Raw genomic sequence first — 24,665 nt, forward strand, 5'->3', positions numbered from 1 at the left:
ACGGCGGGAGCGCTGCGTACGGGACGTCCGGAAGGGGACCCCCGGGGGATGCGGTGGCACGGAGTCGCCGTACGGTTGACCGTTCGCCGTCAGCCGCATGAACAATGGGGGAGCTACCGGATGCCGCACGCCACCGCGCCGCCCGCGACCGGTCATCGGCCCCGCTGGTGGACGGAGCTGCCACTGATCGCGGTGGTGTACGCGCTGTATTCCGTGGGCCGCCTCCTGGTGCGCGGCGACGTGTCGACGGCGGTCGACAACGGCCTGGCGATCCTCCGGTTCGAACAGACGCTGTACCTCAACGCCGAGCACCCGCTGAACCGTCTCTTCACCAGCACCCCGTCCATCGGCATACCCGCCGACTTCGCGTACGCCTCCCTGCATTACGTGGTCACCCCGGCTGTCCTCGTCTGGATGTTCCGGCGCAGGTCGACGGCGTACCGGGCGGCCCGGGTCTGGCTGATGAACTCCACGCTGCTGGGTCTGGTCGGCTTCACGCTGATGCCGACCTGTCCGCCCCGGCTGCTGGACGCGAGCCACGGCTTCGTCGACACGATGGCGCTGTACAGCGCGTACGGCTGGTGGGGCGAGGGCGCGAGCGCGCCGCGCGGGCTGAGCGGGATGACCAACCAGTACGCGGCGATGCCGAGCCTGCACGTCGGCTGGTCGCTCTGGTGCGGGATCCTGTTGTGGCGGCACGGCCGCCACCCCCTCATACGGGCGGCGGGGATCGCCTATCCGCTGATCACCACGATCGTCGTGATGGGCACCGCCAATCACTACTTCCTGGACGCCGTCGCGGGCGCGGCCGTGATGGGCCTCGGGGCCCTGCTGGTGAAGCCCGTCATCCGGTTCGCCGACGGGGTCAAGGCGCGGCTGGCCGGCGTCCTCCCCGACGGCCTCATCGGCGGCCGGAAGCGGGGCGGCGCGAGCACCGCCGCCGCGGCGATTCCGGCGACCGTGTCCCCGGATGTCAGTGCCGGGTGCAAGACTTCCACGGGTGAGCGAATCCCCGGCCAGCGGACCACCTCCGCAGATCCCCCCGGCACGGCAGTCGGCGGCGCGGCAGCCAGAGACGCCGCCGACGCGGACGCGAGCGACGACGCTCCGGCAGCGACTCGCTGAGCTGCGCGGCCCGTCCGTCGCACCGCACCCGCTGGACGCCAGAGCCCTGGCCGCCCTCGCCGCCAACCCCGGCTGCAAGCGGCGGGCCCTGCTGGACGGCGCCGGGGTGGACAAGGGCGTGCTGGCCACCGCGCTCGGCTCACCCGCCCCCTTCGGGCAGTCCCAGTTCGCCTTCATGCGGGGCAACGCCTTCGAGGCGAAGGTCAAGGCCGACGGCGGCGCGGAGCTGCTGCGTCTGCTGTACGAGCGCCTGGGCGGCTCCTCGCCCGCCCCGGGCCCGGACGTCGCCACGCCCGATCTGAGCGCCGCCGGCCCCGAAGGCCGCGCCGCGCGCACCGCGCTCGCCCTGCGGGAGGCCACGGCGGCAGGCGGCTGGGCGCTGCTGGACCACCCGATGCTGGCCCTGGAGGTGGCGGGCTCCCCCGCCTATCTGGAGCCCGACGCGGTGGTCGTGCACCCCGACGGCCGGTGGACGGTCGTCGAGATCAAGTCATTTCCCATGATCGACTCCTCCGCCGACGCGTCGAAGGTCGGCGCCGCCGCCCGGCAGGCCGCGGTGTACGTGCTGGCGCTGGAGCGGGTCGCCGCGGTCACCGAGCGTGCGGAGGTGGGTCAGCGGGTGCTGCTGGTCTGCCCCAAGGACTTCTCGAACCTGCCGACCGCCTCCGTCGTGGACGTACGCAAGCAGCGCGCGGTGACCCGCCGTCAGCTGACCCGGCTGACCCGGATCGAGGACATCGCGGCGGGGCTGCCGGAGGGGACGACGTTCGATCCGGCGTGCCCGTCCGAGGAGCTGGACGCGGCCGTGGCGGCGGTGCCCCCGGCGTACGCCCCGGAGTGCCTGGCCGCCTGCGAGCTGGCCTTCCACTGCCGGGCGAAGTCCCGGGCCGAGGGGGCGGTGGAGGCGCTGGGCCGCAGTGTCCGCGGTGAGCTGGGCGGGCTGACGACGGTGGCCGGGGTGCTGGCCGCCGCCGCGGGCAAGGAGGGCGATCCCGCCGATCCGACGGTCGCGGCGCTGCGCCGGGCCGCCGCCCTGCGGGCCGAGGCCCTGGAGAGCGCCGCCGTCCTGCGGGCCGACGCAGGGGAAGCCGCCTCCGTCGCGGGCGCCGGGACTCCGGAGGGCGCGGCCGCATGTCGCTGATCACCACCCTGGCCCGGCTGGAGGCCGTCGACTCCGGGCGCGCCCAGCCGCTCGCGACCGTCCGCCACCGTCATCTCACCGACCGGCCGCTGGTGCTGGTGCCGCTGACCACCGCCGGTGAGGCCGGGGCCCCGCTCGGGGCGCTGGTCGGCACGGACCGGGAGGCGCCCCGGCTGCTGGCCGTCGCCCAGCCGCGCGACCGGGACCTGCGGTTCGCGTTCCTGGCCGAGCTGGCGGAGGCGGTCCTGCCGCACATCGAGTCGTACGCGGACGTCGTCGAGCCCGCCGAACGCAACGAGACGGATCCGGCGACCGGCAAGAAGACCAAGGTCGAGGTCGAGCTGTGCACGGACGCGGGCCAGCTGATCGTGCCGAGCCGGGCGGGCGTCGAGTTCGTCCGGCTGCTGGGCCGGTCCATGCGGTTCCGCCGCACCGCCGAGGACGATCCGGACACCCCGTATCCGGCCCCGGCCCGGGTGCCGCTGCTCGGCCGCTGGCTGACGCACTACGGGGAGCGGGCCCGGGTGCCCGGCTCCTCGCTCCTGCTGACCGCCACCGATCTGCTGAACCGGCACTGGGCGACCGGGCAGAGCAGCCTGGAGGACCAGCACCTGGGCGCGCTGCTGTCCTGGATCGACCCGCCGGCCGGCTCCTCGGGGGCCGAGGCGGCGCTGCGGGCGGAGCTGGCCCGGGACGGGGAGGGCCAGTTGCTCTGCCCGCCGGCCGGTCCGGCGACCGACCCGGACTTCGACAACCGGCTCCTCGCCCCGGCGATCGAGCGGTACGACCGGGCGCGCACGGCGCTCGCCTCCGCCGAGGACGGGCTCGCCGCGGACGCCCGCCTGGGTGAGCTGAGCGGCGCCGAGCGGGAGATCCGTTCGCTGCTGGCGCGGGTCATGCTGCCGACCTGGGACGCGGTCTGGCGCGGTCTCGACCTGCTGCGGGAGCTGCCCGAGGGCTCCCGGGCCGAGGACCGCTGGACCCGGGACCGCTGGTCGTTCACCGCGCACCGTGACCGGGTGCGCTCGGGCGAGCCGCCGCAGCCGCGCCGCGACGACGCGGTGACGGCGGCGCAGAAGCTGGCCTCCCGGGAGACCGCTCAGGCCCAGCTGGAGGCGCAGGAGGCGCTGGACGATCCGCTGGTGCTGGCGGGGCGGCGGCTGGCGGGCGAGGCGTTCCTCGGCACGGTGACGGATGTGGAGATGACGTACACGGAGTCCAAGCGGCCCTCGCCGCGCCCGCTGGTCACCGTCCGCACGGACGAGCGACCGCATCTGGGCGAGCGGACGAAGGTCTACCGCTCGCTGGAGGGCAAGCCGCAGACGGCGGAGTTCGTGCGGGCCGAGGAGGAGCCGGACCAGGACGGCGACGTCCTGCTGGTGCTGCGGATCCTGGACCGGATGGGCCGGGGCAAGGAGCCCGCGCCCGGTTCGGTGCCGGAGCCCGGGGACCGGATCGCCTGGACCCTGTTCGAGCACGACCAGCGCGGCGGGCCGAAGCTGCCGGACCCGGAGGAGACGCCGTGGACCCATGGCGGGCCGCCGGGCGCGGACGCCGCGACGCGTGCGGAGCAACCCGACCCCGTGACCCCGGAGGACCTGCTGTGACCCCTGCCATCCGGGAGGACCTCCCGTGAGCACCGTCTTCGATCCGGGCGCGGAGGCGGCCCGTGCGACCGGCGCGATCCTCGACGACACCCTGCACGGCAGCAGCCGGGGCATCGTCGTGGACTCGCCCCCGGGCGCGGGCAAGTCGACGCTGGTGGTCCGGGCGGCCCTGGAGCTGGCCGCCGCCGGGCATCCGCTGATGGTGATCGCGCAGACGAACGCCCAGGTCGACGACCTGGTCGTACGGCTCGCGGAGAAAGATCCGGAGCTGCCGGTGGGGCGGCTGCACAGCAGCGACTCCGACCCGTACGACAAGGTCCTGGACGGCCTCGCCAACGTCACCAAGTCGGCGAAGGCGGCCGATCTGGCCGGGCTCGACGTGGTGATCTCGACGGCCGCCAAGTGGGCGCACGTGAAGAACGTGGAGCCGTGGGGGCATGCGATCGTCGACGAGGCGTACCAGATGCGTTCGGACGCGCTGCTGGCCGTGGCCGGGCTGTTCGAGCGGGCGCTGTTCGTCGGGGACCCGGGTCAGCTGGACCCGTTCTCGATCGTGGGCGCGGACCAGTGGGCGGGGCTGAGCTACGACCCCTCGGCGAGCGCGGTGTCCACGCTGCTCGCGCACAATCCGGAGCTGCCGCAGCACCGGCTTCCGGTGTCGTGGCGGCTCCCGGCGTCGGCGGCCCCGCTGGTGTCGGACGCGTTCTACCCGTACACGCCGTTCCGCAGCGGTACGGACCACGGGGACCGGAAGCTCTCCTTCGGGGTGGCGTCGGACGGGTCGGGGCCCGACCGGGTGCTGGACGAGGCGGCGGAGTCCGGATGGGGGCTGCTGGAGCTGCCCGCCCGGCACACCCCTCGGACGGACCCCGAGGCGGTACGGGCGGTGGCCCTGGTGGTCCGGCGGCTGCTGGACCGGGGCGGCGTCGCCACCAGCGAGCGGGCGGACGAGCCGGTGCCGGTGACGGCGGACCGGGTGGCGGTCGGCACGGCCCACCGGGACCAGGCGGCCGCGGTGCGGGCGGCCCTCGCGGAGCTGGGCGTCACAGGCGTCGCGGTGGACACGGCGAACCGGCTCCAGGGCCGCGAGTTCGACGTCACGGTGGTGCTGCACCCCCTGTCGGGCCGTCCCGACGCCACGGCCTTCCACCTGGAGACGGGCCGCCTGTGCGTGCTGGCGTCCCGGCACCGGCACGCCTGCGTCGTGGTGTGCCGGGAAGGGGTGGCGGACCTGCTGGACGAGCATCCGTCCACGGAGCCGGTCCAGCTGGGCGTCACGGTGAAGTTCCCCGACGGCTGGGAGGCCAACCACGCGGTGCTGGCCCATCTCGCGGAGCACCGGGTGCGCTGGAAGCCGTAAGGGGTGGCCGGCCGGCGGAGCTCAGGGACGACAGGCCCCGAGGCGCTCTTGCGCGGGGTTGGACAATGGAGGGTGGCCGTCCTGGCCGTGCGAGGGAGGAACAGCACATGACAGAGTCCGAGCGGAACGAACGGCAGCGGCTGCGCCCCGCGCCCCTGCTCTTCGAGCCGTCTCAGGCCACGGCGGACCCGGAGCACTTCTTCGACCTGGAGTCGCTGGAGGACCCGCGTGAGCTGCTGGCCCGGGCGACCGAGCTGACGCAGGCCTTCCGGGCGGCGACGGACCGGTCGGTGGAGTTCCAGGCGATGGCGGCGGCGCAGCTCGCCGACCCGCGCCGGTTCGACCGGCTGACCGCGGCGGACGTCGCGGAGCGCGCGGAGTGGACCGAGGACTATGCGAAGAAGATGATCGAGTTCGGCCGCTCGCTGCTGGACTCCCCGAGAGCCTGACGCACGGGGGACGAGCCCACGAGCCCGGCAGCCCAACCCCGTGGCCTACTGGGCTTCCGGGGCTTCCGGAGTCTTCCGGAGTCTTCGGGGCCGATGTGGCCGGTGGGACGGCCGGGGCAGGTGCTGCGCCGTCAGGCCGGGGGTCAGGTCCCGTGGCATATTCCGGCGGGCAAGATACCCCTCCCTCTCCTCGCCTGTCCCGGTTTCCGGCAACTCTCGGAATCAGTTCCGTCACTCCCGGTAGACCTTGCTTCATGAGCGCATGGCTGAAAGACACAACGACCCTGCAGACCGGTGCCGCCGTCGCGCACCACGGCGTCGACATCTTCGCCCTGCTCCGGGACCAGTCCGGATCCCAGGCCGCCCAGGTCACGGCGGCCGGCGCCGCCTGGCTGGCCGGGGCCGCCCCCTACCCGCGCAGCACGCTCGCCCAGTGGGAGGAGCACCCCACCGCCCCCGGGGTGCTGCCCTGCGGTTCCGCTTTCGACGTGGTGAACGTACCGGCGCTGTTCGGGCGGCGGATGCTGGAGCGGCTCTGGGCGGAGGGGCCCGGCTCCGGTCCGGTCGCCACGCACCGGGGCCGGATTCTGCTGTTCGCCGCCCCCGGAACGGCCCAGCGGCTGCCCTCGCTGCTCGCCTGGGAGGAGTGGGGAACCGGCGGTTCCGAGGGGTCCGGCGGCCCCGGGGAGTCGCGTGGCCCTGTGCCGCCCCTGCTCTGCCACGGCACCGGGGACGCCGTGACCGTACCGCCGCTGACCTGCGCTTCGTCGGAAGGCGGGCCGCGATGGGTGGTCGCCCCCGACACCCGTACGCCGTGGCTGCCGGGTCCCGATGTGCTGCTCTGGGCATGCGTGCGGGTGAGCCGTTCCGCGTCCTCGCGGGGCCCCGCACATACGATTTTTCCTCGGGCGGATCAGGGTGCTAATGTCTACGACGTCAGCAGGCGCCGTTAGCTCAGTTGGTTAGAGCAGCTGACTCTTAATCAGCGGGTCCGGGGTTCGAGTCCCTGACGGCGCACAGACAGAAGAAGCCCCTCGCGCAAGCGGGGGGCTTCTTCGTGTGCGGGGGCCGGCGGGAGGTGTCAGACTCCTGCGGTGATCCGGACGGTCCAGGAGCCGGACGGGGTGCGGTCGGCGACCTCGATACGGGTGGCGCCGCCCGGGACGGTGAAGGTCTCGCCGACCCCGAGCGGGGCGTCGGCCAGCGGCGGGTAGACCGAGCGGTCCCAGCAGGCCCCGGTCTCCGGATGCGTGTCGACGACCTCGACGGGTCCGCCGCCGGAGGCCGTCTCGCTGCGGACGCGGTAGATCAGGATGCCCTCGGCGCAGGTGTCCCGGTCGTTGCCGGTGGCGCTGCGGGCCTCGATGGCCAGGGCGCTGTCGGTGCCGGTACGGACGACGGCGAGCCGGGTCCCGATCGAGCCGCCCGGCACCGGGGCGGCGGCGACCGGTTCCAGGGTGAGGTCGGCCGAGCCCTGGACGCAGACGACCTGCCGGCCGCCGAGCCAGCCGAGCTTCCACTTGTGCCAGCCGAACAGGTCGGGGGCGAGGCCGAACTGGCTGCCCATGACGTCCCAGTCGCCGACGTACGTGTCCCAGTCGCCCTTGCCGTCGGTGGGCCGGTGGTAGAGGTCGGCGAGGTCGAAGACGTGCCCGGTCTCGTGGGCGAGGACGTTGCGGTCGGGCGGGTGCTGCTCGAAGACCGTGACGACGCGCCGGATGTCATGGCCGTCGGCGCGCAGCGGCCGGTCGAAGTTGACGACCTTCGTGGCGTCGGAGTCGACGCCGGGGGCGTCCGGGTCGGCCACCAGGTAGACGACGTCGTACCGGGAGAAGTCCACGTCGTCGTCGGCGGCGGCGATGGCGTCCCGGAGGTAGGCGGTGCGCCGCTCGGCGTTCCAGTCCCGCTCTATGGCGTACCAGGTGGAGTCGCGCGGCATCTGCGTCCAGGTCCGCTGCGGGTGCGGGCGCAGGGTGAACCGGCCATAGCTGGCGCGTTCGAAGAAGCGGGTGGTGGCGGGGAAGTGGTCGGCGGTGAGCGCCTCGGGAGTGAGCACCGGCTCGGAGTCCGGGAAGGACAGGAAGACCATGACCGCGTCGAGGCTCTGATCGGGGCGCGGATAGGCCGCGTTCCAGGTGTTCAGGCCGAGCGAGTGGTGGGCCGCCGTCCGGGGCAGGGCGCAGGGCGTGGCGTCGCCCGTGGCGGCCACGGCGGGGCCCGCGACGAGGGACATGGCGGCGAGCGCCAGCAGGGAGGTGGCGGCGGCGGCCAGACTGCGCAGGGGCGGCCGATCCTCTCCCCCGGGCCCGCGACGGGACGGCACATCGACCTCCGGGTGGGGAAACACGGTCCATCCCGTCCACCCTGTGCCGCTTCACCACGCCACGCCCTGTTGTGCTGCCCCACACGGGTCAGCGGTCAAAATCGCCACCCACACCTTCACGGAACGTCACCGTCAGTCGGCCCAGTCGCTCGATGCAACAGATCCGTGCAGAAATGAGCAGGACCGGGCAAAGCGGAACGCCTGCTCCCGCTCACTTCCGGCCGCGCGCGGTGGCCCGGACCGGACGGTGAGCTGGAACGGCCGACGCGGCACCCTCTATGCTTCACCACGCTTTCCCGCGTGGAACGGGCCCCTTCACGGGACCACCACCCGGTGGCCAGTCCGACCCCACCAGTTCACAACGACCTTCACAGCGGGAGCGAGCGGTGAGCGGAACCTCCGAAGGGCAGAGGGCCTCGGCAGGCACGGCCCCGGGCACGCCCGCCGCGCCGGTCACGGAGCGTCATACGACGGCCCCGGCCGAGAACGGTCCCGCCCGGACCGACTCCACCCGGGCCGATTCCACCCGGACCGGTCCCGCCGGGGGTGACCCCGGTGCCGCCGCCTCCGAGCTGCGCGACTACCGGGCCGCGTTCAACGCCGCCACACTGCCCATGGGCGTCGTCGACGGCCGGGGCCATGTCGTGCGGGCCAACGAGGCGCTCGGCGGGCTCCTGGGCACCCCGGCGGCGGTCCTCGCCGGGCGGCAGGCGTGCGAACTGCTCGACCTCGCCGGCGACGACCGCACCTGGCACGCGTACCGCGAGGTGCTCCTCGGCCGGCGTTCCCGGTTCCGCTGCACGCGCCGGCTCAAGCACCCCGACGGTCGCTCCCTGTGGGCCGAGATCACCGTCGTACCGATGACGGGAGCCTCGGCGGCGGAGTCCGCCCGGGTGCTCCTGACGGTCGCGGACGTCAGCGACCGGCGGGAGCTCCAGGAGCGGCTGCGCCACCTCCAGATGCACGACCCGGTGACCCGGCTGCCCAACCGGACGCTGTTCTTCGAGCGCCTCGCCTCGGCCCTGGAGACCCCGCCGTACCAGGACGACTCGCTGCCGTCCCGGCAGCACGCCCGGATCGGCCTCTGTTACCTGGACCTGGACGGCTTCAAGGCGATCAACGACACCCTGGGCCACCGCACCGGGGACCGGCTGCTGGCCGCCGTCGCCGCGCGGCTCACCGACTGCGCCGAGAACGACGCCTCCCGCAACACCGGGGGCAACCGGCTGGTGGCGCGCCTGGGCGGCGACGAGTTCGCGATCCTGGTCGAGGACTCGGCCGGCACCCAGGAGCTGACCGACCTGGCCCGCTCGGTCCTCGCCGCGCTCCAGCAGCCGTTCGACCTGGCCGGACAGCGGCTCTCGGTCTCCGCGTCGATCGGCGTGGTCGAGCGGACCGCCGCGGGCACCTCGCCCACCGGTCTGATGCAGGCCGCCGACACCACGCTGTACTGGGCGAAGGCGGACGGCCGGGCGCGCTGGACCCTGTTCGACCCCGAGCGCAACGCCCACCGCATGACCCGCCAGTCCCTCTCCTCCACGCTCCGGCCCGCCGTGGAGCGCGGCGAGTTCACGCTGGAGTACCAGCCGCTCGTCGGGATGGCCGACGGGGTGCTGCGCGGGGTCGAGGCGCTGGTGCGCTGGAACCACCCGCAGTTCGGGGTGCTGCCGCCGAATCGGTTCGTCCAGATCGCCGAGGAGGACGGCTCGATCGTCCAGCTCGGCCGGTGGATCCTGCGCACCGCGTGCCGCCAGGCGCGGCGCTGGGAGCTGGACCACCCGGACGAGCCGCCGCTGTTCATCAGCGTCAACGTCGCCGTACGGCAGGTGTGGGACTCCGACCTGGTGGCGGACGTGGCGGAGATCCTGGCCGAGACCGGACTCGCCCCCGGGCTGCTCCAGCTGGAGCTGACCGAGTCGGCGGTGATGGGCTCCGGCGGCCGTCCGCTGAGAGCGCTCCAGGCGCTGAGCGACATGGGCGTACGGATCGCCATCGACGATTTCGGGACGGGCTATTCGAACCTCGCCTACCTCAGCCGGCTGCCCGTCTCCGTCCTGAAACTGGACGGGGCGTTCGTGAAGGGCTTCCGGTACGAGGACGGTACGCATCCGAGCCCGGCCGACGAAACGATCGTGGAGGCCATGGTGCAGCTGGCGCACCGCCTGGGCCTGACCGTCACCGCGGAGTGCGTGGAGACGGCCGGGCAGGCGGAGCGGCTGCGGCGGATCGGCTGCGACACCGGGCAGGGGTGGCTGTACTCACGGGCCGTGGCGCCGGAGCAGATCGCGGGGCTGATCGGGTCCCGGCCGCTGGAGGGCTGAGGCCCCGGGGCGATCGGGACCGCCACCGCCCGCCCTGGACCCCGCACGGTCTACGAGGCGGTCGGCAGGCCGTACGCGTCCGCGATCAGGTCGTAGCTGCGCAGCCGCGCGTCCCCGCCGTGCGCGTTGGCGGTGATCATCAGCTCGTCGGCTCCGGTGCGCTTGGCCAGGTCGTCCAGGCCGGTACGGACCTCGTCGGCGGTGCCGTGGATGACGTTGGCGAGCCAGCCGTCGACGAACTCCCGCTCCATCGGGGAGAAGTCGTACGCCTCGGCCTCCTCCGGGCTCGGGATCAGCCCGGGGCGGCCGGTGCGCAGCCGGACCATGGACAGCGCCCCGGTGAGCACCTGGCGGCGGGCCTCGCGCTCGTCGTCGGCGGCCAGCGCCGAGACCCCGATCAGGGCGTACGGGGCGTCCAGCACGGCGGAGGGCCGGAAGGACTCGCGGTACAGGTCGAGCGCCGGGATGGTGTTCTGCGCCGAGAAGTGGTGCGCGAAGGCGAACGGCAACCCCAGCGTCCCGGCCAGCCGCGCGCTGAACCCGGAGGAGCCGAGCAGCCAGACGGGCGGCCGGTGGGCGGACTGCACCCCGCCGGGCGAGGTCGCCTGGACCGGGCCCGGTACGGCGTGGATCCGGGCGTACGGGTGCCCGTCCGGGAAGTCGTCGTCCAGGAAGCGGATCAGCTCCATCAGCTGCTGCGGGAAGTCGTCCGCGCCCTCGTTCAGCCGGTCCGTGCGCCGCAGCGCCGCCGCCGTCGCGCCGTCCGTGCCGGGGGCGCGGCCGAGGCCGAGGTCGACGCGGCCCGGGGCCATCGCCTCCAGGGTGCCGAACTGCTCGGCGATCACCAGCGGGGCGTGGTTGGGCAGCATCACCCCGCCGGAGCCGAGGCGGATGCGCTCGGTGTGGGCGGCGATGTGCGCGAGGATCACGGCCGGGGAGGACGAGGCGACCCCGGGCATGGAGTGGTGCTCGGCGACCCAGAAGCGGTGGAAGCCGCGGCTCTCGGTGAGCTTCGCGATCTCCACGCTGGTGCGCAGGGCCTGGGTCGCGGTGCGGCCCTGCCCCACGGTGACCAGGTCGAGGACGGACAGCGGAACGGTGGCCGTCCCGGCTGCGGCGCCCCGGATCCCGTCGCCGTCGGCTGCCCGGCCGCTCGCGTCGCCGCTGGTCTCGTCGCCTCGGATGTCGTCCACGTGTCGGCCTCTCCCGGTGCTGCTGTCGTACGTCTGCGTATCGGAGGGACAACAGGAGGGCGACTCCGTTTTATTCCCGGACGATGATCCCGACGAGTCCGGGCCGACACGGCTGGTTCCCGGCGGACCAGGTCGCGGGCCGCGCGCTACTCCCGTACCTCGATGCCCTTCGGCTCCAGCTTCCGCAACACCGGCTCGCGGCTGGCGAACAGGGTGCCGAGCGTCGGCGCCCAGGTCCGGCGGTCGGCGAGGCGCAGCCCCTCCCAGACGGTGACCTGGTTGGCGGTGAGCACGGGCTTGCCGAGCAGCTCCTCCAGCTCGGGGATGTACGCGGTGGTGTGCAGGGAGGTGTCCGGGACCAGCACCACCTCGGCGTCCGGGTGGTCCGCCTCCCGCACCAGCCGCTTCACCTCGTCCGGGCCCCAGGATCCGGCCTCGGCCGACGAAGCGGCCCCGCCGGACGCGGCGGCCACCACCTCCACGCCCGCCGACGCCAGGAAGTCGGCGAAGAGCCCGGTGACGTCGTCCGGGTAGGGCGCGGCGACGGCGACCCGGCGGGCGCCCAGTTCCCGTACCGCGTGGCCGAAGCCGATAGAGGTGCTGGAGGCGGGCAGCCCGGCCGCCCGGGCGAGCGTGGCGATCTGCTCGTGGGCGCCCTTCCAGCCCTGCCCGAAGCTGCCGCCGCTGGAGGCCCAGATCAGCGCTTCGGCCCCGGCGAGGCGCAGCTCCTCGACGCCCTCGGCGATCCGGTCGGGGTCGCCCTGCTCACGCAGCGCGTCCGCGCGGTAGACGTCCTCGCCGGTCTCGGTGGAGAACAGGGGCAGCCGGATGTCGGTGTCGAGCAGGATCTCGGTCCGTGGGAAGTCGTCCTCGGCGGCGTGGCCCGGGTAGAGAAGTCCTACGGTCGTCATGTCCACCCTTCCTTGTGCGTCGACGGCTCGCCGCGCGGCGGGCGATCCCCTCACGGGATCGCGGTGGGCGGGCCCCGTCACGGGGCCGCCGCGGCCCTCCGGACGCTCCGGCGGCCGTGACCGCGCGACCGGTCACTCTTGCCCCGACTTGTTCCCAGTATTCCCCCGGGCGGTCGCCGGGGCGCGCGGCCGGGCGTCGTTGACGCGGCGGTGACCTGCTGCGAGCGTGGGCGGTCGATCTTGTCCGTTCCGTCGCGGAGGGCCGACCACCCATGCCGGATCCCGTCCTGCTCGTCCTCGACGCCGACCCCTCCCCGCGGCTCGGCAGGCTCACCGGCCGGGTGGAGGTGCGGTACGCGGACGCCGCCACGCTCGCCGAGCGGCTGCCGGCCGCCGATGTGCTGCTGGTGTGGGACTTCGCGTCGGACGCCGTACGGGACGCCTGGCCGGGGCCGGGGCGGCGGCCAGGCTGGGTGCACTCGGCGAGCGCGGGCGTGGACCGGCTGCTCTGCCCGGAGCTGGTCGCCTCCGACACCGTGCTGACCAACGCGCGGGGCGTCTTCGAGCGGCCGATCGCGGAGTACGTGGCGGGGCTGGTGCTGGCGATGGCCAAGGACCTCCCCGGCACCCTGGAGCTGCAACGGGAGCGGCGCTGGCACCACCGCGAGGGGCAGCGGGTCGCCGGTTCACGGGCGGTGGTCGTCGGCGCGGGCCCCATCGGCCGGGAGATCACCCGGCTCCTGCACGGCCTGGGGGTCACGGTGGCCCTGGTGGGGCGGACCGCCCGGCGCACCATCCACGGGGCGGAGGATCTGGACCGGCTGGCGGCGCGGGCGGACTGGGTGATCGCGGCGGCCCCGCTGACCGAGGCCACGCGCGGGATGTTCGACTCCCGCTTCTTCGGTCTGCTCCAGCCGTCGGCGCGCTTCATCAACGTGGGGCGCGGGGCGAGCGTGGTCCAGTCCGACCTGGTGGACGCGCTGAACCGCCGCTGGTTCGCGGGCGCGGCGCTCGATGTGTTCGAGGACGAACCGCTGGGCGCCGACAGCCCGTTGTGGGACGTACCGGGACTGCTGGTCTCGCCGCACCTGAGCGGGGACACGGTGGGGTGGCGCGACCGGCTGGGCGAGCAGTTCGTCGCGCTGTACGAACGCTGGTCGCGGGGCGAGCCGTTGCCCAACGTGGTCGACAAGCAACGCGGTTACGTCCCCTCCGCCGACCTCGACGGGACCGGCGACGCCAACGGGTGAGCGGCCCGGACGACGAACGCCCCCGGCGCCCCGTGGCCGACACACAGTCATGAACCGTCGGCGACGGGGGAACACGCCATCGCACACACACGGTCGCACTCCGCACACCTCGGTCGCACCCCGCGCACCTCTGGTCGCGCTCCGCCTCTCTCCGGGCACGGGAAGGTCACCTTCCGGCCACTGTTGGGTCACATGCCTCCGGCTACCCGCATAGACGTACGGGATCGGGCAGGCGCTCACCCTGTCCGGACTGTTCGACCTCCAGGAGATTGCGAACCATGGCTGAATTCCCGAACCTGTCCCGCCGGGGTTTCCTCAACGGAACGGCGGCCGTGGGCGGCCTCCTCGTCGTGCCCGGCCTCCTCACCGCGTGCAGCAAGACCGACGCCGGCTCCGCGACGGGCGAGGGCGCCCTGGAGAAGCTCCGCAAGCAGGGGTTCGTGCGGGTGGCGTACGCCAACGAGGCCCCGTACGGCTACCTGGAGGGCAAAGAGCTCAAGGGCGAGGCCCCGACGCTGCACCGGGAGATCTTCAAGGCGCTCGGGGTGGACGAGCTGAAGCCGACGCTCTCCGAGTGGGACGGGCTGATCCCGGGGCTCCAGGCGGGCAAGTACGACGTGGTCAGCGCGGGTATGGCCATCACCCCGGAGCGCTGCGGCAACGCGATCTTCTCCGAGCCGGAGTTCATCTCGCCGACCGCGCTGATGGTGAAGAAGGGCAACCCGAAGAAGCTCACCGACCTGGCCTCCGCGAAGGAGGCGGGCGTCACCATCGGCGTGATGTCCGGTGCGGTCGAGGGCAGTTACGCCAAGGGCGCGGGCATCGCCGAGGGCAAGATCAAGACGCTGCAGAAGCCGCAGGACGGGGCGGACGCCGTCAAGGGCGGCCGGATCGACGCCTTCCTGCTCACCGGCATCTCGCTGCGCTGGCTGGCGAAGACCAACCCGGACACCGAGGTCACCGAGCCGTTCGTGCCCCAGATCGACGGCAACGCGCAGTTCTCGCCGGGCGGCGCGGTGTTCCGCAAGGGCAACGAGGACCTGCGGGACTCCTTCAACCGTGAGCTGAAGAAGATCGTCTCCGACCGCTCGCGCTATGTGCAGCTGCTGGAGCCGTACGGCTTCGGGGAGTCGGAGATCCCGCCGGAGGACCTGAAGACGGCGGACCTGTGCAAGGGCTGACGGGGCGGGCGGGCGCGCGCGCATGAGCGACTTCTTCTCCCTCCTCGTCGAGGAGTTCCCCCGCGTACGGTCGGGCCTGTGGGTGACGCTCCAGGCCACGGTCCTGGGCGCGCTGCTGGCCGGGGTGCTGGCGTTCGCGCTCGGCCTGATGGCGGGCAGCCGGCTGCTCCTGGCACGCGGGGTCTCCCGGGTGGTCGTGGAGTTCTTCCGGGGCACCTCCCTCTACATCCAGCTGTTCTGGCTCTACTACGCGATGCCGCTGGTGACCGGCTACGAACTGACCCCCGTCATCTGCGGGGTGGTCGCGTTCGGCCTCAACTTCGGTGCGTACGGCGCCGAAGTGGTGCGGGGCGCCATCAACTCCGTACCGCGCGGGCAGTACGAGGCGGCGATCGCGCTCAACCTCAGCCCGGCCAGGCGGCTGTGGAAGGTGATCCTGCCGCAGGCGTGGGTGCAGATGATCCCGAGCTTCACCAACCTGCTGATCCAGCTGCTCAAGGCGACCCCGCTGCTGTGGCTGATCTCCGCCGCCGACCTGATGACGGTGGTCCAGCAGCTGCGCGACCGCACCGGTGAGACGCTCACCGCCTATCTGACCCTGCTGGCCGCCTACTTCGTGCTGGCGTACGCCCTGACGATGCTGATGAATCTGCTGGAGCGGAGCGCCAAGCGGCGGCTCGGCCTGGACACCGGCGCGAAGAGCCTGTTCAAGAGCCGCAGCGCGTCCACCGCCGCCGTGGGAGGTACCCGATGAACGACGGCTTCGACTGGGACGCCGCCGGCGAGTCCCTGCCGCTCCTGCTGGAGGGGTTCCGGGTCACCCTGCTCGCGACCGTCCTCGGCACCCTGGTGGCGGCCGTGCTGGGGCTGGTCGTCGCGATGGCCGGGCGGGCGCCCAGCCGGTTCGTGACCGTCCCGGTGCGCCTCGTCACGGAGTTCGTCCGCTCCACCCCGCTGCTGGTGCAACTGGTCGGAGCGGCGGCCCTGTTCAACACGGTGGAGCCGCTGTACATCGGCATCGCGGTGCTGGGGATCCACTACGCCGCGTACACCTCCGAGGTCTACCGGGCCGGGATCGACGGGGTGCCGAAGGGCCAGTGGGAGGCGTGCCGCGCGCTGTCGCTGTCGCCCCGGCGGACCTGGCAGGCCGTGATCCTGCCGCAGGCGGTGCGCAATGTGCTGCCCGCGCTCGGGAACTACGCGATCTCGATGTTCAAGGAGACACCGTTCCTCGCCGTGATCACGGTGCAGGAGATGGTCTTCGAGGCCCGGAAGTACGGGGCCGACAACTTCGCGTACACCGAGGTGTTCACCCTCGCCGGCCTGATCTTCCTGGTCGCGAGCTACCCCACGTCGCTGTTGATGAGAAAGCTGGAGAAGCGCCTTGGCCACTGAACCCCTCCCCCTGCAGAAGACGGATTCGCCCGGGCCGGCCGCCGCTCCCGAGGACGCCGTCCCCGCCGCGGCCCGCACGGGCGAGCCGCTGGTCCGGTTCGACAAGGTGGTCAAGCGCTACGGCGACCATGTGGTCCTGGACGAGCTGGACTTCACCGTGGACCGCGGCGAGCACGTCACCCTGATCGGGCCCAGCGGCTCGGGCAAGACCACGATCCTGCGGCTGCTGATGACGCTGGAGAAGGTCAGCGGCGGGGTGATCTGGGTCGACGGTTCCCCGCTGACGCACATACGCACCCCGGACGGTTCGCTGAAGCCCGCGGGCGAGAAGCAGCTGCGCGAGTCCCGGAAGAAGATCGGGATGGTCTTCCAGCAGTTCAATCTCTTCCCGAACATGAAGGTGATCGAGAACATCACCGAGGCCCCGGTCAGCGTGCTCGGCCAGAGCCGCGAGGCGGCGGAGGCCCGGGCCCGGGAGCTGCTCGACCTGGTCGGGCTCTCGGCGAAGGTCGACGCCCACCCCTCCCAGCTCTCCGGCGGCCAGCAGCAGCGGGTGGCGATCGCGCGGGCGCTGGCGATGGAGCCGGAGATCCTGCTGCTCGACGAGGTGACCTCCGCGCTCGACCCGGAGCTGGTGGCCGGGGTGCTGGAGCTGCTCGGCGACATCGCCCGCAACACCGACATCACCATGCTCTGCGTGACCCACGAGATGAACTTCGCCCGGGACGTGTCGGAGAAGGTCCTGATGTTCGACGCGGGACGGGTCGTGGAGTCCGGGTCCCCGGAAAAAATCTTCTCGGATCCGTCACACGAACGTACGCGCGAGTTCCTCAACGCGGTGCTGTGACCTCGCAGTTGAGATGCCGCCCATGACAGTGGCATATGCCAGACGGGTGCGCCCCAGATGACAGCTCCGGGGCGCCCCTACTGACTCGTCAACTGCCGCCCCGCGGGGGCCTTCCGGCGGCTATCGTGGGGCGAAAGCTTGCGGTCACAACCTGGTAGGGGGACACCGTGGCGTTGAAGCCCGAGCCGACGGCGCCGTTCCACTCGGTGCAGTACGCCCTGCGCGTGCTCGAATCGGTCTCCAAGCACGGCAACGGGGTGACCGATGCCCAGATCTCCCGCGAGACGGGGCTGCCGACCGGCCACCTCGCCTCCCTCCTGCTCACCCTGCGCCGCGAGGGCTATGTGGAGCAGGTCAGCGACGGCGCGTACGTCATCGGCGCGTCCCTGCTGCTGCTCGGCTCCGGGGCGGCCCGCCGCCAGGCCCTGGAGGACCGCCTCCAGCTCACCCTGTCCGAGCTGCGCGACTCCGTCGGCGCGGCCGTCTACCTCAGCCGGTATGTGGACGGCGAGGTCAGTGTGACCCAGGTCGCGGACGGACCGCTCACCCCCGCGGTCAACGAGTGGGTGGACTTCCGCTCCTCGGCGCACGCCAGCGCGGTCGGCAAGTGTCTGCTGGCCCAGCTCGACCACGACGGGCGGCGCGACCACATCTCCCGGCACCGGACGGCCCGGCTCACCTCGCGGACGATCACCGACGAGAAGATCCTCTTCTCCCAGCTGGACGCCCAGTCCGCCACGGTCCCGGTGCTGGATCTCCAGGAGTACGCGGTGGGCACCGTCTGCGCGGCCGTGCCGCTGACGGCCGGCTCCGCCGCGGGCTGCCTCGCCCTGTCGCTGCCCATCGAGGACGCGCACCGGCTGCGGTCGGCGGCCGAGACGCTGAGCCGCCGGGCGGCGCCGGTGCTGCTGTCGCTGGCGCTGTGACGGCCGGAGGGGGCTCCGGGCGGGGTGGTCATCAGCACCCCTCCGGACCAGGTATTATTTTCGAGTCAGCAGGCGCCGTTAGCTCAGTTGGTTAGAGCAGCTGACTCTTAATCAGCGGGTCCGGGGTTCGAGTCCCTGACGGCGCACGACACGGGGTGGCGGTCTTCTTCGCGAAGGCCGCCCCTTCGCTTTTCCGGGGTACGGCTCACAGTGGCGTGCCGTGCTCCTCGTACTGTTCCAGCAGGGCCGCGAGCCCCGTCGCGTCCAGCAGCACATACGTCCCGTCGCCGTCCCGGTCCCACCAGACCGGGTCCGGGCAGCGGAAGCCCTCCCGGCGCAGCGCCACCCGGTGGATCTTGTTCGTCGCGGTGACCGGCATCCGGTCGAGGATCCGGACGAATCGGGGCGCCATCTTCGTCCCCAGGTCCGGCTGGGCGCGCAGGAACGCGGCGAAGGCCGCCGGGTCGAAGGCCGCGCCCGCCCGGAGCACCAGGGCGGCCATCACCTGGTCGCCGGTGACAGGGTCCGGGACCGCGTGGACGGCGGCGGCCGCCGCCTCCTCCCAGCGGGCGAGGATGTTCTCGATCGTCGCGGCGGCCAGGTTCTCGCTGTCGACGCGGAGCCGGTCGTCGGTGCGGCCCGCGAAGTAGAGGAAGCCCTCGGGGTCCCGGTAGAAGAGGTCCCCGGTCCAGTACCAGCCGCGCCGGGCCCGTTCCGCGTCCGCCGCCGGGTTGCGCCAGTAGCCCTCGAAGGGCGTCGGGCCCCGGTTGACCAGCTCGCCGATGGCCTCGTCCCCGTTGAGCAGCCGCCCGCCCGGGCCGAACCGGGCCGGGGGCCGCTCCTCGCCGCTCTCCGGGTCGACGACGGCGAGATCGTCGCCCGGGGCGGCCCGGCCGATCGCGCCCCGCGGGGTGCCCGGGGTGTGCTGGATCGCCGCGCCGCCCTCGGAGGAGCCGTACCCCTCCACCAGCCGCACCCCGAACCGCTCCCGGAAGCGGGCCGCGTCCACCGCCCCGGCCTCGGTGCCGAAGCCCAGGCGCAGCGGGTGGTCCCGGTCGTCGGGGCGCTCGGGGGTGGCCAGCAGGTACTGCACGGCGCGCCCCACGTAGGTGAAGTACGTCGCGCCGTAGCCGCGTACGTCGTCGAGGAAGGCGGAGGCGGAGAAGCGGGGGCGCAGCGCTATGGCGGCCCCGGCGGCGAGGGCGGGGGCCCAGTCGGCGAGGACGGCGTTGCCGTGGAACATCGGCATGCAGATGTAGTGGGTGTCGGAAGGCCTGACGCCGAAGTGCCCGGCGAGGGAGGCGCCCGCTCCGGCGAGCCGGCCCTGGGTGCAGACCGCGGCCTTGGGCGCGCCGGTGGAGCCGGAGGTGAAGTAGAGGAGCATGCGGCTGCCGGGGCCGACCGGGGCGAGCTGGGCGTCGCCGGGGCGTGCGCCCGCGTAGGGGGCGAGCAGGGCGGCGTACGCCTCGGTGTCGGTGACCAGGACCCGTACCCCCGGCAGCTCCAGACCGTCGAGGAGCGGCAGGTGGGCGCGCTCGGTGATCAGGAGGCGGGCTTCGGTGTGCAGGATGTCGCGGGCCAGCTCGGGGCCGCGCCGGGTGGGGTTGATCCCCGCGACGGCGGCCCCGGCCAGGGCCGCCGCGCTGAGCCACAGCGGGAACTCAGGGGTGTTGTCCAGCAGGACGCCGAGGTGCGGTTCGCCGCCGCGTGGCAGCAGATCCGCGAGGAGCGCCGCCCGTGCGGCGGCGCCCTCGACCACCTGGTGATGACTGAGCACGGTGGGGCCGTGCTTCAGGGCGGGCCGGTGGTCACCCCATTGACGTCGTACGAGCTCCGCGACGGTGCCGGTACTCCTCATGGCGCCGCACGATAACTGATGAAGCGTCAGAACTTAACGTCGGAGCAGGCGTAGAACGCGTTGGTGGTGTCCGCGACGTTCCACACGGCGAGGATGATGTGCTTGCCGGTCTTCTGGGTGGGGATCGTGCCCTGGTGGGTCAGGGTGGCCGGCGGCTGCTGGTTGCCGTAGGGCACGGTCATGAAGGGCTGCGATTCGAGTGCGGCCCGGGTGAGCGGCTTGGTGGAGTCCCAGCCGTTCTTGGTGATGTAGTAGCGGAAGTCGCTGGTGGAGTGGCGGGCGGTGAACTGCCAGCGGAAGCTGTAGCCCTGTCCGCCGGTGACCTGCGTGGCGGGCCAGTTGCCCCCTCTGGGGTCGTCGAGCTGGGCGAACTGCCCGTTGCCGCCGGAGCAGATCTTGCCGTCCGCCGGTCCTGCCGCCGGGAAGCCCTTGGGGCCCTCGACGCTCTGCGGCTCCCACTGGATGTTGCCGCAGCCGGTCACCGTGCCGTTGGCACAGAGCTTCTGACGGCTGATCGGGGAGTCCGTGTAGCCGTGGCTGCTGGCGGTGTTGGTCGCGAGCACCGAAACGCCCGCTATCGCCAGGCCGATCACGGCCGCGCTTGCCTTTTTCCGCATGGGCTTTCGCTCCTCTAGAACGTGGGGGAGGTTCCATGAGCATTGCTCGACTGCTGCGCGCTTGGTACGGAGTGCTGTGCGTGACGCGGTGCTGCGGTCTAGACCAAGTCTTAGATTATTGACGCGACGTGAACATGTCCAGACCAATGAGCGTCGTATTCCGGCGGCCCTCCCGGGCCGCCCCGGAACCTCCCCCCGACCCTCAGGCCCCGTCCCCTCCCCCGCTGCGACCGGTGTAGAAGGCAACCGTCAAGTCCTTGACGAGCGCCTTGCGTTCGTAGTCGTCGAGCTCGACGATGCCGCGCGTGGTGAGCCGGTTGACGGTGTCGTCGACCGCGTCCACCACGGAGGTGAGCACGCTGTCGCGGTGCTTGGAGTCGATCGCGGCGATCCGCCGCCGCTGCATGGCCGCGGCGACCTCGGGGGCGTACTCGATGCCGGTCGGCTGCGCGGAGTACACCTCGACGCCGACCGGTTCGCAGTCCGCCTTCAGCATCCGGGTCAGGGCGTCGCCGACCGCCTCCGCGTCGCGCAGGGTCGGGGCGTCCTCGTGGAACGCGTCGGCGGGCAACTGCGAGAGGACCCGGGCCATCGCGGCCTCGACCTGGGCGCTGAGGTACGCCTCGTGGTCCTCGATGCCGAGGACGGCCCGGACGGTGTCCTTGATCCGCCACACCACGAGGACGACCACGCGCAGGGCGGTGCCGTTCGCGTCGACGGCGGGCAGCGGTTCGCTGCGCCAGTGCCGCAGGCGTACGTCGACGCGGCGGCGCAGCAGGAGGGGTGAGACCCAGACGAGGCCGGTGCGGCGGACGCTGCCCCGGTAGTCGCCGAACAGCGTCAGCACCCACGCGTATCCGACCCGGCCCCGGCCGAGGCCGCCGAGCGCGAGGAGCACGACGGTGGCGAGGAGGGCGAGGGCGGCCCAGGCGCCGACGCCGATGCCGAGGTCGGGCCGCGGCGTGAGGCCGACGGCGCTCTGCCAGCCGGCGGGCAGCACGCCGCGCCACCACAGGACGGCCAGGGCGCCCGCGGTTCCGGCCGCCCCGGCGAGGAGGGCGGCGTAACCGGAGAGGGCGGGCCCGGGCCTCTCGGCGAGGCGAGGGTCGGCGACCGGGGCGGGCCGGGTCGACGGCCGCACCCGCGTCTGCGGCGAACGCGGCACGGGGGGCCGCCGGGTGGCGGGCGCACGGTCCCCGCCGGGCCGGTGGACGACGGCCCCGGGCCCGGGCAGCGCCGCCGCGCCGTCGGCCGGCTCCTGGTCGTCCCGGAAGAGGAGGTGTACGGGGATGGAGGCGGTGGTCTCGTTGGCGATGACGGAGTGGCGGCGGCCGGGGTTCGGGGACGTCGCGGTGGTCGCGGTCGCCGAGGCGGTGGCGACCGGGGCGGCTGCGGGCGCGGGGACGGAGAAGGTGGCCGAGGCGGCACGGTCGCCGGGGGCGAGGTCGAGAACGAGATCCAGCTCGGTGTCGGGCCCTGCGTCGCCCCGGCTTTCACGCTTGGGGCTTTCGGGCTCGGCCCCGTAGGAGGGATGCGGGGTCCACTCCGCCGAGGGTTCCGTCCTCAAACGCCGGACGGGCTTGAGATGGAGGTTCCCGTCGAGGGGGGCGGGGCGACCACCATCAGCGGCGGGGCGCATGGAAGTGGAGCCCGGGCCGTCGGGGGCGGTACGGGCAGAGGCGGGGGCGGGTCGGTCGGCGCCGGGGCGCTCGGAGATGGGGGTGGGCCCGTTGGCGGCGGGGCCACCAGAGACGGGACCACGGCCATCAGCGCCGGGGCGCTCAGAGGCAGGGGCGGACCCCTCAGCAGCCGTGCGCCCGGGAGTGGAGGCCGCCGGGCGGTCGGCGGCCGGGCCCTCCGGGGGAAGGAGGTCGGAAGCGGGCCGGTCCGGGGTCGGCCCCAGGTGCAGGCTCACGGCCGGGGACTCCGGGGTGACGGTCCGGGGCGGGGTGGACGGGGCCTTGTCGCCCCCGGGGGGCGACGCCTTGCCACCCCCCGGCACTCGCTCAGGCTCGCCTCCCGGCATCCGAGCAGGCTCACTCTCCGGCCCGCGCGCAGGCTTGCCCTCCTGCCCGCGCGCAGGCTCGGCGTCCGGCGGCGGGGTCCGGTCGGCCACCGGGCGGAACAGCGGCGGCGGGGTGCCGCCCGCGCCACCCCTCTCCGGTGCGGGCACGGGCTCCGGCGTCCCGTCACCCACCGGGCGGAACAGCGGCGGCCGAGTGCTGCCCCCGCCACCCCCGGGCTCGGCATCCCGCCGTGGCGGCACCGGGCCGAACAGCGGCGGTGGCGTTCCCCTGCCCGGTGGGGCGAAGAGGGACGGGGGGAGCTGGTCGTCCAGGTTGTCCGGGGTGTGGGGGGTCTGGTCGTTGTCGGTGGTCACCGGTTCCCTGTTCCTTTCCGTTCCGTCACGTCGTGTGCGTCCGTCACGCGAAGAGCCGGCGCCAGGTCTCCGGCCCCGGATAGCCGTCGGCCGCACCGCCGCGCCAGCCCTGGGCCCGCTGGAACGCCTCGACGTTGCGGCGGTCGGCCTCGGTCCAGAGCGGGCTGGGGCCCGACGCGTAGTGCTTGCCGTATCCCTTCTTCACCAACTGTTTGCCGAGCCGGTCGACATGGCTGTTGGACTGACCCGGCTTGAAATAGCCGCGCCCGGGGAACGCGACCGCCGTATTCGGGCTGCCGCCCGTGCCGGCGGCCGGAATGTCGCGGCCGCCGCCGGAGGTCAGCAGGCGCCAGGTGTGCGGGCCGGGCAGGCCGTCGGCCTCCTTGCCCTTCCAGCCCTGGGCCTGCTGGAACGCCTGGGTCGCACGCCGGTCCGCCGTTCCCCACACGGGCCCGGGGCCGACCGCGTAGAACCGCTTGCCGCCCCGCTGCACCAGCATCTGGCCGAGCTGGGTGACGTACGTGTTGTTGGCGCCGGGGCCGAACTGCTTGGCCCCGGGGAAGGCGGTGGAGGACCCGGCGCCGGGCGATCCGCCGGTGACCCCCTTGTAGCGGTAGGCGACGTAACGGTCGGAGTTGTTCCAGTACGCCAGGGGCGTCGACTGCTTCCGGGTCCGCGGGCGCGCCTGCTCGTAGGCGACGTACTGGGTGCGCGCGGAGTTCGCCCAGCCGCCGAAGATCGTGACGTGCGAGCCCTTGGCCGGGTCGGCCGGGTTGTGGAAGAGGAGGATGTCGCCGGGCTGGAGGTCGGCGCGGGCGATCCGGGTGCCGTACGCGGCGAGGCTGCCGGTCCACTCGTTGGTGCCGAGGTTCCAGGCCATCGACACATAGCCGGAGCAGTCCTGGCGGTACCCGTCGGACCAGTACTTCTCCATGCTGTACGGGACCTTCGCGTTCACCCACCGCTGCGCCCGGTCGATGATCGCGGCCCGGGTCGTCTTGGGCGCCGCCGCTCCGACCGACGGCGGGCCCGAGGCGCCGGTGCCGCGCAGCGGTCCCTTCTCGCCCTGCGGGTGGGCGGCGGACGGCTCCGGGTCCGCTCCGTCGTCGGCGCGCGGGACCCCGGGGGCGTGGCCCGCGGCGGCCGCCGCGCCCGCGGCCCCGCAGGAGAGGACCACCCCGGCGGCCGTGGCCAGCACCAGAGCGCGCCGTGCGCCGTGCGCGGCGGGATGCCCGCCGCGCCGCACCGGCAGGGCCCGCGCGGCGGAGCGCCGCCGCACCGCGCACCCCGCGCATCCGCAGTCGATGGCGGGTTCGTACTCCTCGAAGACCGGAACAGACATGCGATTCCCCTCCGCACTCGTCATTCGTCAAGATCTTTGGGCGCAGCCGCAACGGACGTCGGCGTCTTAACTCTCCTGACATATCGCATTTTGACGGAACAAAGGAAAAAAACGACTATCTGACGGGGCGTGGCGGCCGGTAAATGGTTCGGAGCACCCCGGCGCGTCGGGTAGAGTTCTCCAGGTCAGCAGGCGCCGTTAGCTCAGTTGGTTAGAGCAGCTGACTCTTAATCAGCGGGTCCGGGGTTCGAGTCCCTGACGGCGCACGCACAGTCAAAGCCCCCTCACGTTCCGTGAGGGGGCTTTGATCATTCCCCGTCCGGTATCCGGTGACACCCGGGGGCGCGAGCGCACATCCGCGCTTCGTCACACCCTCTCCACAACCTGGGTTCAAATCGTGCGTATGACCGGCAAACAGTCCGTTTCACCCTTGCGATCG

General features: G+C 73.1%; 20 protein-coding genes and 3 tRNA genes. 16 read left to right on the top strand and 7 right to left on the bottom strand.

Annotated features, from left to right (window positions below):
* Window positions 1–120: 120 nt before the first annotated feature.
* From IE134_RS19340 to IE134_RS19370, 7 genes are all read left to right on the top strand, one after another.
* The gene (locus IE134_RS19340; RefSeq protein ID WP_189431188.1) at window positions 121–1,125 is read left to right on the top strand and encodes a phosphatase PAP2 family protein; all 1,005 of its coding nucleotides are present in this window, start codon (window positions 121–123) and stop codon (window positions 1,123–1,125) included.
* A gap of 106 nt (window positions 1,126–1,231) precedes the next feature.
* Complete coding sequence (locus IE134_RS19345) at window positions 1,232–2,266, top strand: hypothetical protein (RefSeq protein ID WP_030708571.1); 1,035 nt, start codon at window positions 1,232–1,234, stop codon at window positions 2,264–2,266.
* Window positions 2,257–3,873: a hypothetical protein gene (locus IE134_RS19350; RefSeq protein ID WP_030708573.1), complete on the top strand. Its 1,617-nt coding sequence runs from the start codon at window positions 2,257–2,259 to the stop codon at window positions 3,871–3,873. Before IE134_RS19345 ends, IE134_RS19350 begins: the two co-directional genes overlap by 10 nt.
* Before the next feature lie 25 nt (window positions 3,874–3,898).
* On the top strand, window positions 3,899–5,233 hold the full coding sequence (locus IE134_RS19355; RefSeq protein ID WP_030708578.1) for an AAA domain-containing protein: 1,335 nt from the start codon (window positions 3,899–3,901) through the stop codon (window positions 5,231–5,233).
* Window positions 5,234–5,340: 107 nt separating this feature from the next.
* Window positions 5,341–5,682: a DUF8844 domain-containing protein gene (locus tag IE134_RS19360; protein WP_010062808.1), complete on the top strand. Its 342-nt coding sequence runs from the start codon at window positions 5,341–5,343 to the stop codon at window positions 5,680–5,682.
* 254 nt (window positions 5,683–5,936) lie between these two features.
* Window positions 5,937–6,635 carry a bifunctional DNA primase/polymerase gene (locus IE134_RS19365; protein WP_189431190.1) on the top strand — a complete coding sequence of 233 codons (699 nt, stop codon included), beginning with the start codon at window positions 5,937–5,939 and terminating at the stop codon, window positions 6,633–6,635.
* Window positions 6,626–6,699, top strand: a tRNA-Lys gene (locus IE134_RS19370). The genes IE134_RS19365 and IE134_RS19370 overlap by 10 nt, the downstream gene beginning before the upstream one ends.
* Before the next feature lie 64 nt (window positions 6,700–6,763).
* Here IE134_RS19370 and IE134_RS19375 read toward each other — a convergent pair.
* Window positions 6,764–8,005: a M6 family metalloprotease domain-containing protein gene (locus IE134_RS19375; protein WP_097886180.1), complete on the bottom strand. Its 1,242-nt coding sequence runs from the start codon at window positions 8,003–8,005 to the stop codon at window positions 6,764–6,766.
* A gap of 386 nt (window positions 8,006–8,391) precedes the next feature.
* Here IE134_RS19375 and IE134_RS19380 point away from each other — a divergent pair, with 386 nt between their 5' ends.
* Window positions 8,392–10,326, top strand: coding sequence for a putative bifunctional diguanylate cyclase/phosphodiesterase (locus IE134_RS19380; RefSeq protein WP_098016955.1), 1,935 nt, complete (start codon window positions 8,392–8,394; stop codon window positions 10,324–10,326).
* Between the two features lie 50 nt (window positions 10,327–10,376).
* Here the strand turns inward: IE134_RS19380 and IE134_RS19385 are convergent, their stop codons facing one another.
* Both IE134_RS19385 and IE134_RS19390 read right to left on the bottom strand, forming a co-directional pair.
* Complete coding sequence (locus IE134_RS19385) at window positions 10,377–11,519, bottom strand: LLM class flavin-dependent oxidoreductase (protein WP_098016954.1); 1,143 nt, start codon at window positions 11,517–11,519, stop codon at window positions 10,377–10,379.
* A 146-nt stretch (window positions 11,520–11,665) separates the two neighbouring features.
* Window positions 11,666–12,430 (bottom strand): maleate cis-trans isomerase family protein, encoded by a 765-nt coding sequence (locus IE134_RS19390; protein WP_030708586.1) that lies wholly within the window; start codon window positions 12,428–12,430, stop codon window positions 11,666–11,668.
* Window positions 12,431–12,702: 272 nt separating this feature from the next.
* Here IE134_RS19390 and IE134_RS19395 point away from each other — a divergent pair, with 272 nt between their 5' ends.
* The 7 genes from IE134_RS19395 to IE134_RS19425 all read left to right on the top strand — a co-directional run bounded on the left by IE134_RS19395 (window position 12,703) and on the right by IE134_RS19425 (window position 18,175).
* Window positions 12,703–13,680: a D-2-hydroxyacid dehydrogenase gene (locus IE134_RS19395; RefSeq protein WP_032767863.1), complete on the top strand. Its 978-nt coding sequence runs from the start codon at window positions 12,703–12,705 to the stop codon at window positions 13,678–13,680.
* A gap of 278 nt (window positions 13,681–13,958) precedes the next feature.
* Window positions 13,959–14,861 (top strand): ectoine/hydroxyectoine ABC transporter substrate-binding protein EhuB, encoded by a 903-nt coding sequence (gene ehuB, locus IE134_RS19400; protein ID WP_010062798.1) that lies wholly within the window; start codon window positions 13,959–13,961, stop codon window positions 14,859–14,861.
* A gap of 22 nt (window positions 14,862–14,883) precedes the next feature.
* Window positions 14,884–15,615, top strand: a complete 732-nt coding sequence (ehuC, locus tag IE134_RS19405; RefSeq protein ID WP_030708590.1) for an ectoine/hydroxyectoine ABC transporter permease subunit EhuC — start codon at window positions 14,884–14,886, stop codon at window positions 15,613–15,615.
* Window positions 15,612–16,256: an ectoine/hydroxyectoine ABC transporter permease subunit EhuD gene (gene ehuD / locus IE134_RS19410; protein ID WP_030708592.1), complete on the top strand. Its 645-nt coding sequence runs from the start codon at window positions 15,612–15,614 to the stop codon at window positions 16,254–16,256. The genes ehuC and ehuD overlap by 4 nt, the downstream gene beginning before the upstream one ends.
* Window positions 16,246–17,103 (top strand): ectoine/hydroxyectoine ABC transporter ATP-binding protein EhuA, encoded by an 858-nt coding sequence (gene ehuA / locus IE134_RS19415; protein WP_030708594.1) that lies wholly within the window; start codon window positions 16,246–16,248, stop codon window positions 17,101–17,103. Before ehuD ends, ehuA begins: the two co-directional genes overlap by 11 nt.
* A 167-nt stretch (window positions 17,104–17,270) precedes the next feature.
* Window positions 17,271–18,029 (top strand): IclR family transcriptional regulator, encoded by a 759-nt coding sequence (locus IE134_RS19420; protein WP_030708596.1) that lies wholly within the window; start codon window positions 17,271–17,273, stop codon window positions 18,027–18,029.
* A gap of 72 nt (window positions 18,030–18,101) precedes the next feature.
* Window positions 18,102–18,175 (top strand) — tRNA-Lys (locus IE134_RS19425).
* A 59-nt stretch (window positions 18,176–18,234) separates the two neighbouring features.
* Here the strand turns inward: IE134_RS19425 and IE134_RS19430 are convergent.
* From IE134_RS19430 to IE134_RS19445, 4 genes are all read right to left on the bottom strand, one after another.
* A complete protein-coding gene (locus IE134_RS19430) occupies window positions 18,235–19,887 on the bottom strand; it encodes an AMP-binding protein (protein ID WP_189431193.1) in 1,653 nt (550 codons plus the stop codon).
* Between the two features lie 26 nt (window positions 19,888–19,913).
* On the bottom strand, window positions 19,914–20,504 hold the full coding sequence (locus tag IE134_RS19435) for a lytic polysaccharide monooxygenase auxiliary activity family 9 protein (protein WP_030708599.1): 591 nt from the start codon (window positions 20,502–20,504) through the stop codon (window positions 19,914–19,916).
* Between the two features lie 202 nt (window positions 20,505–20,706).
* Window positions 20,707–22,530 (bottom strand): SPFH domain-containing protein, encoded by a 1,824-nt coding sequence (locus IE134_RS19440; RefSeq protein WP_242002495.1) that lies wholly within the window; start codon window positions 22,528–22,530, stop codon window positions 20,707–20,709.
* Window positions 22,531–22,927: 397 nt separating this feature from the next.
* Window positions 22,928–24,226: a peptidoglycan-binding protein gene (locus IE134_RS19445; RefSeq protein WP_030708603.1), complete on the bottom strand. Its 1,299-nt coding sequence runs from the start codon at window positions 24,224–24,226 to the stop codon at window positions 22,928–22,930.
* A gap of 192 nt (window positions 24,227–24,418) precedes the next feature.
* Between IE134_RS19445 and IE134_RS19450 the strand changes: the two genes are divergently transcribed.
* Window positions 24,419–24,492: transfer RNA gene (locus IE134_RS19450), tRNA-Lys, on the top strand.
* Window positions 24,493–24,665 lie beyond the last annotated feature (173 nt).

Source organism: Streptomyces rubiginosohelvolus, from assembly GCF_014649875.1.
Taxonomy (GTDB): domain Bacteria; phylum Actinomycetota; class Actinomycetes; order Streptomycetales; family Streptomycetaceae; genus Streptomyces; species Streptomyces rubiginosohelvolus.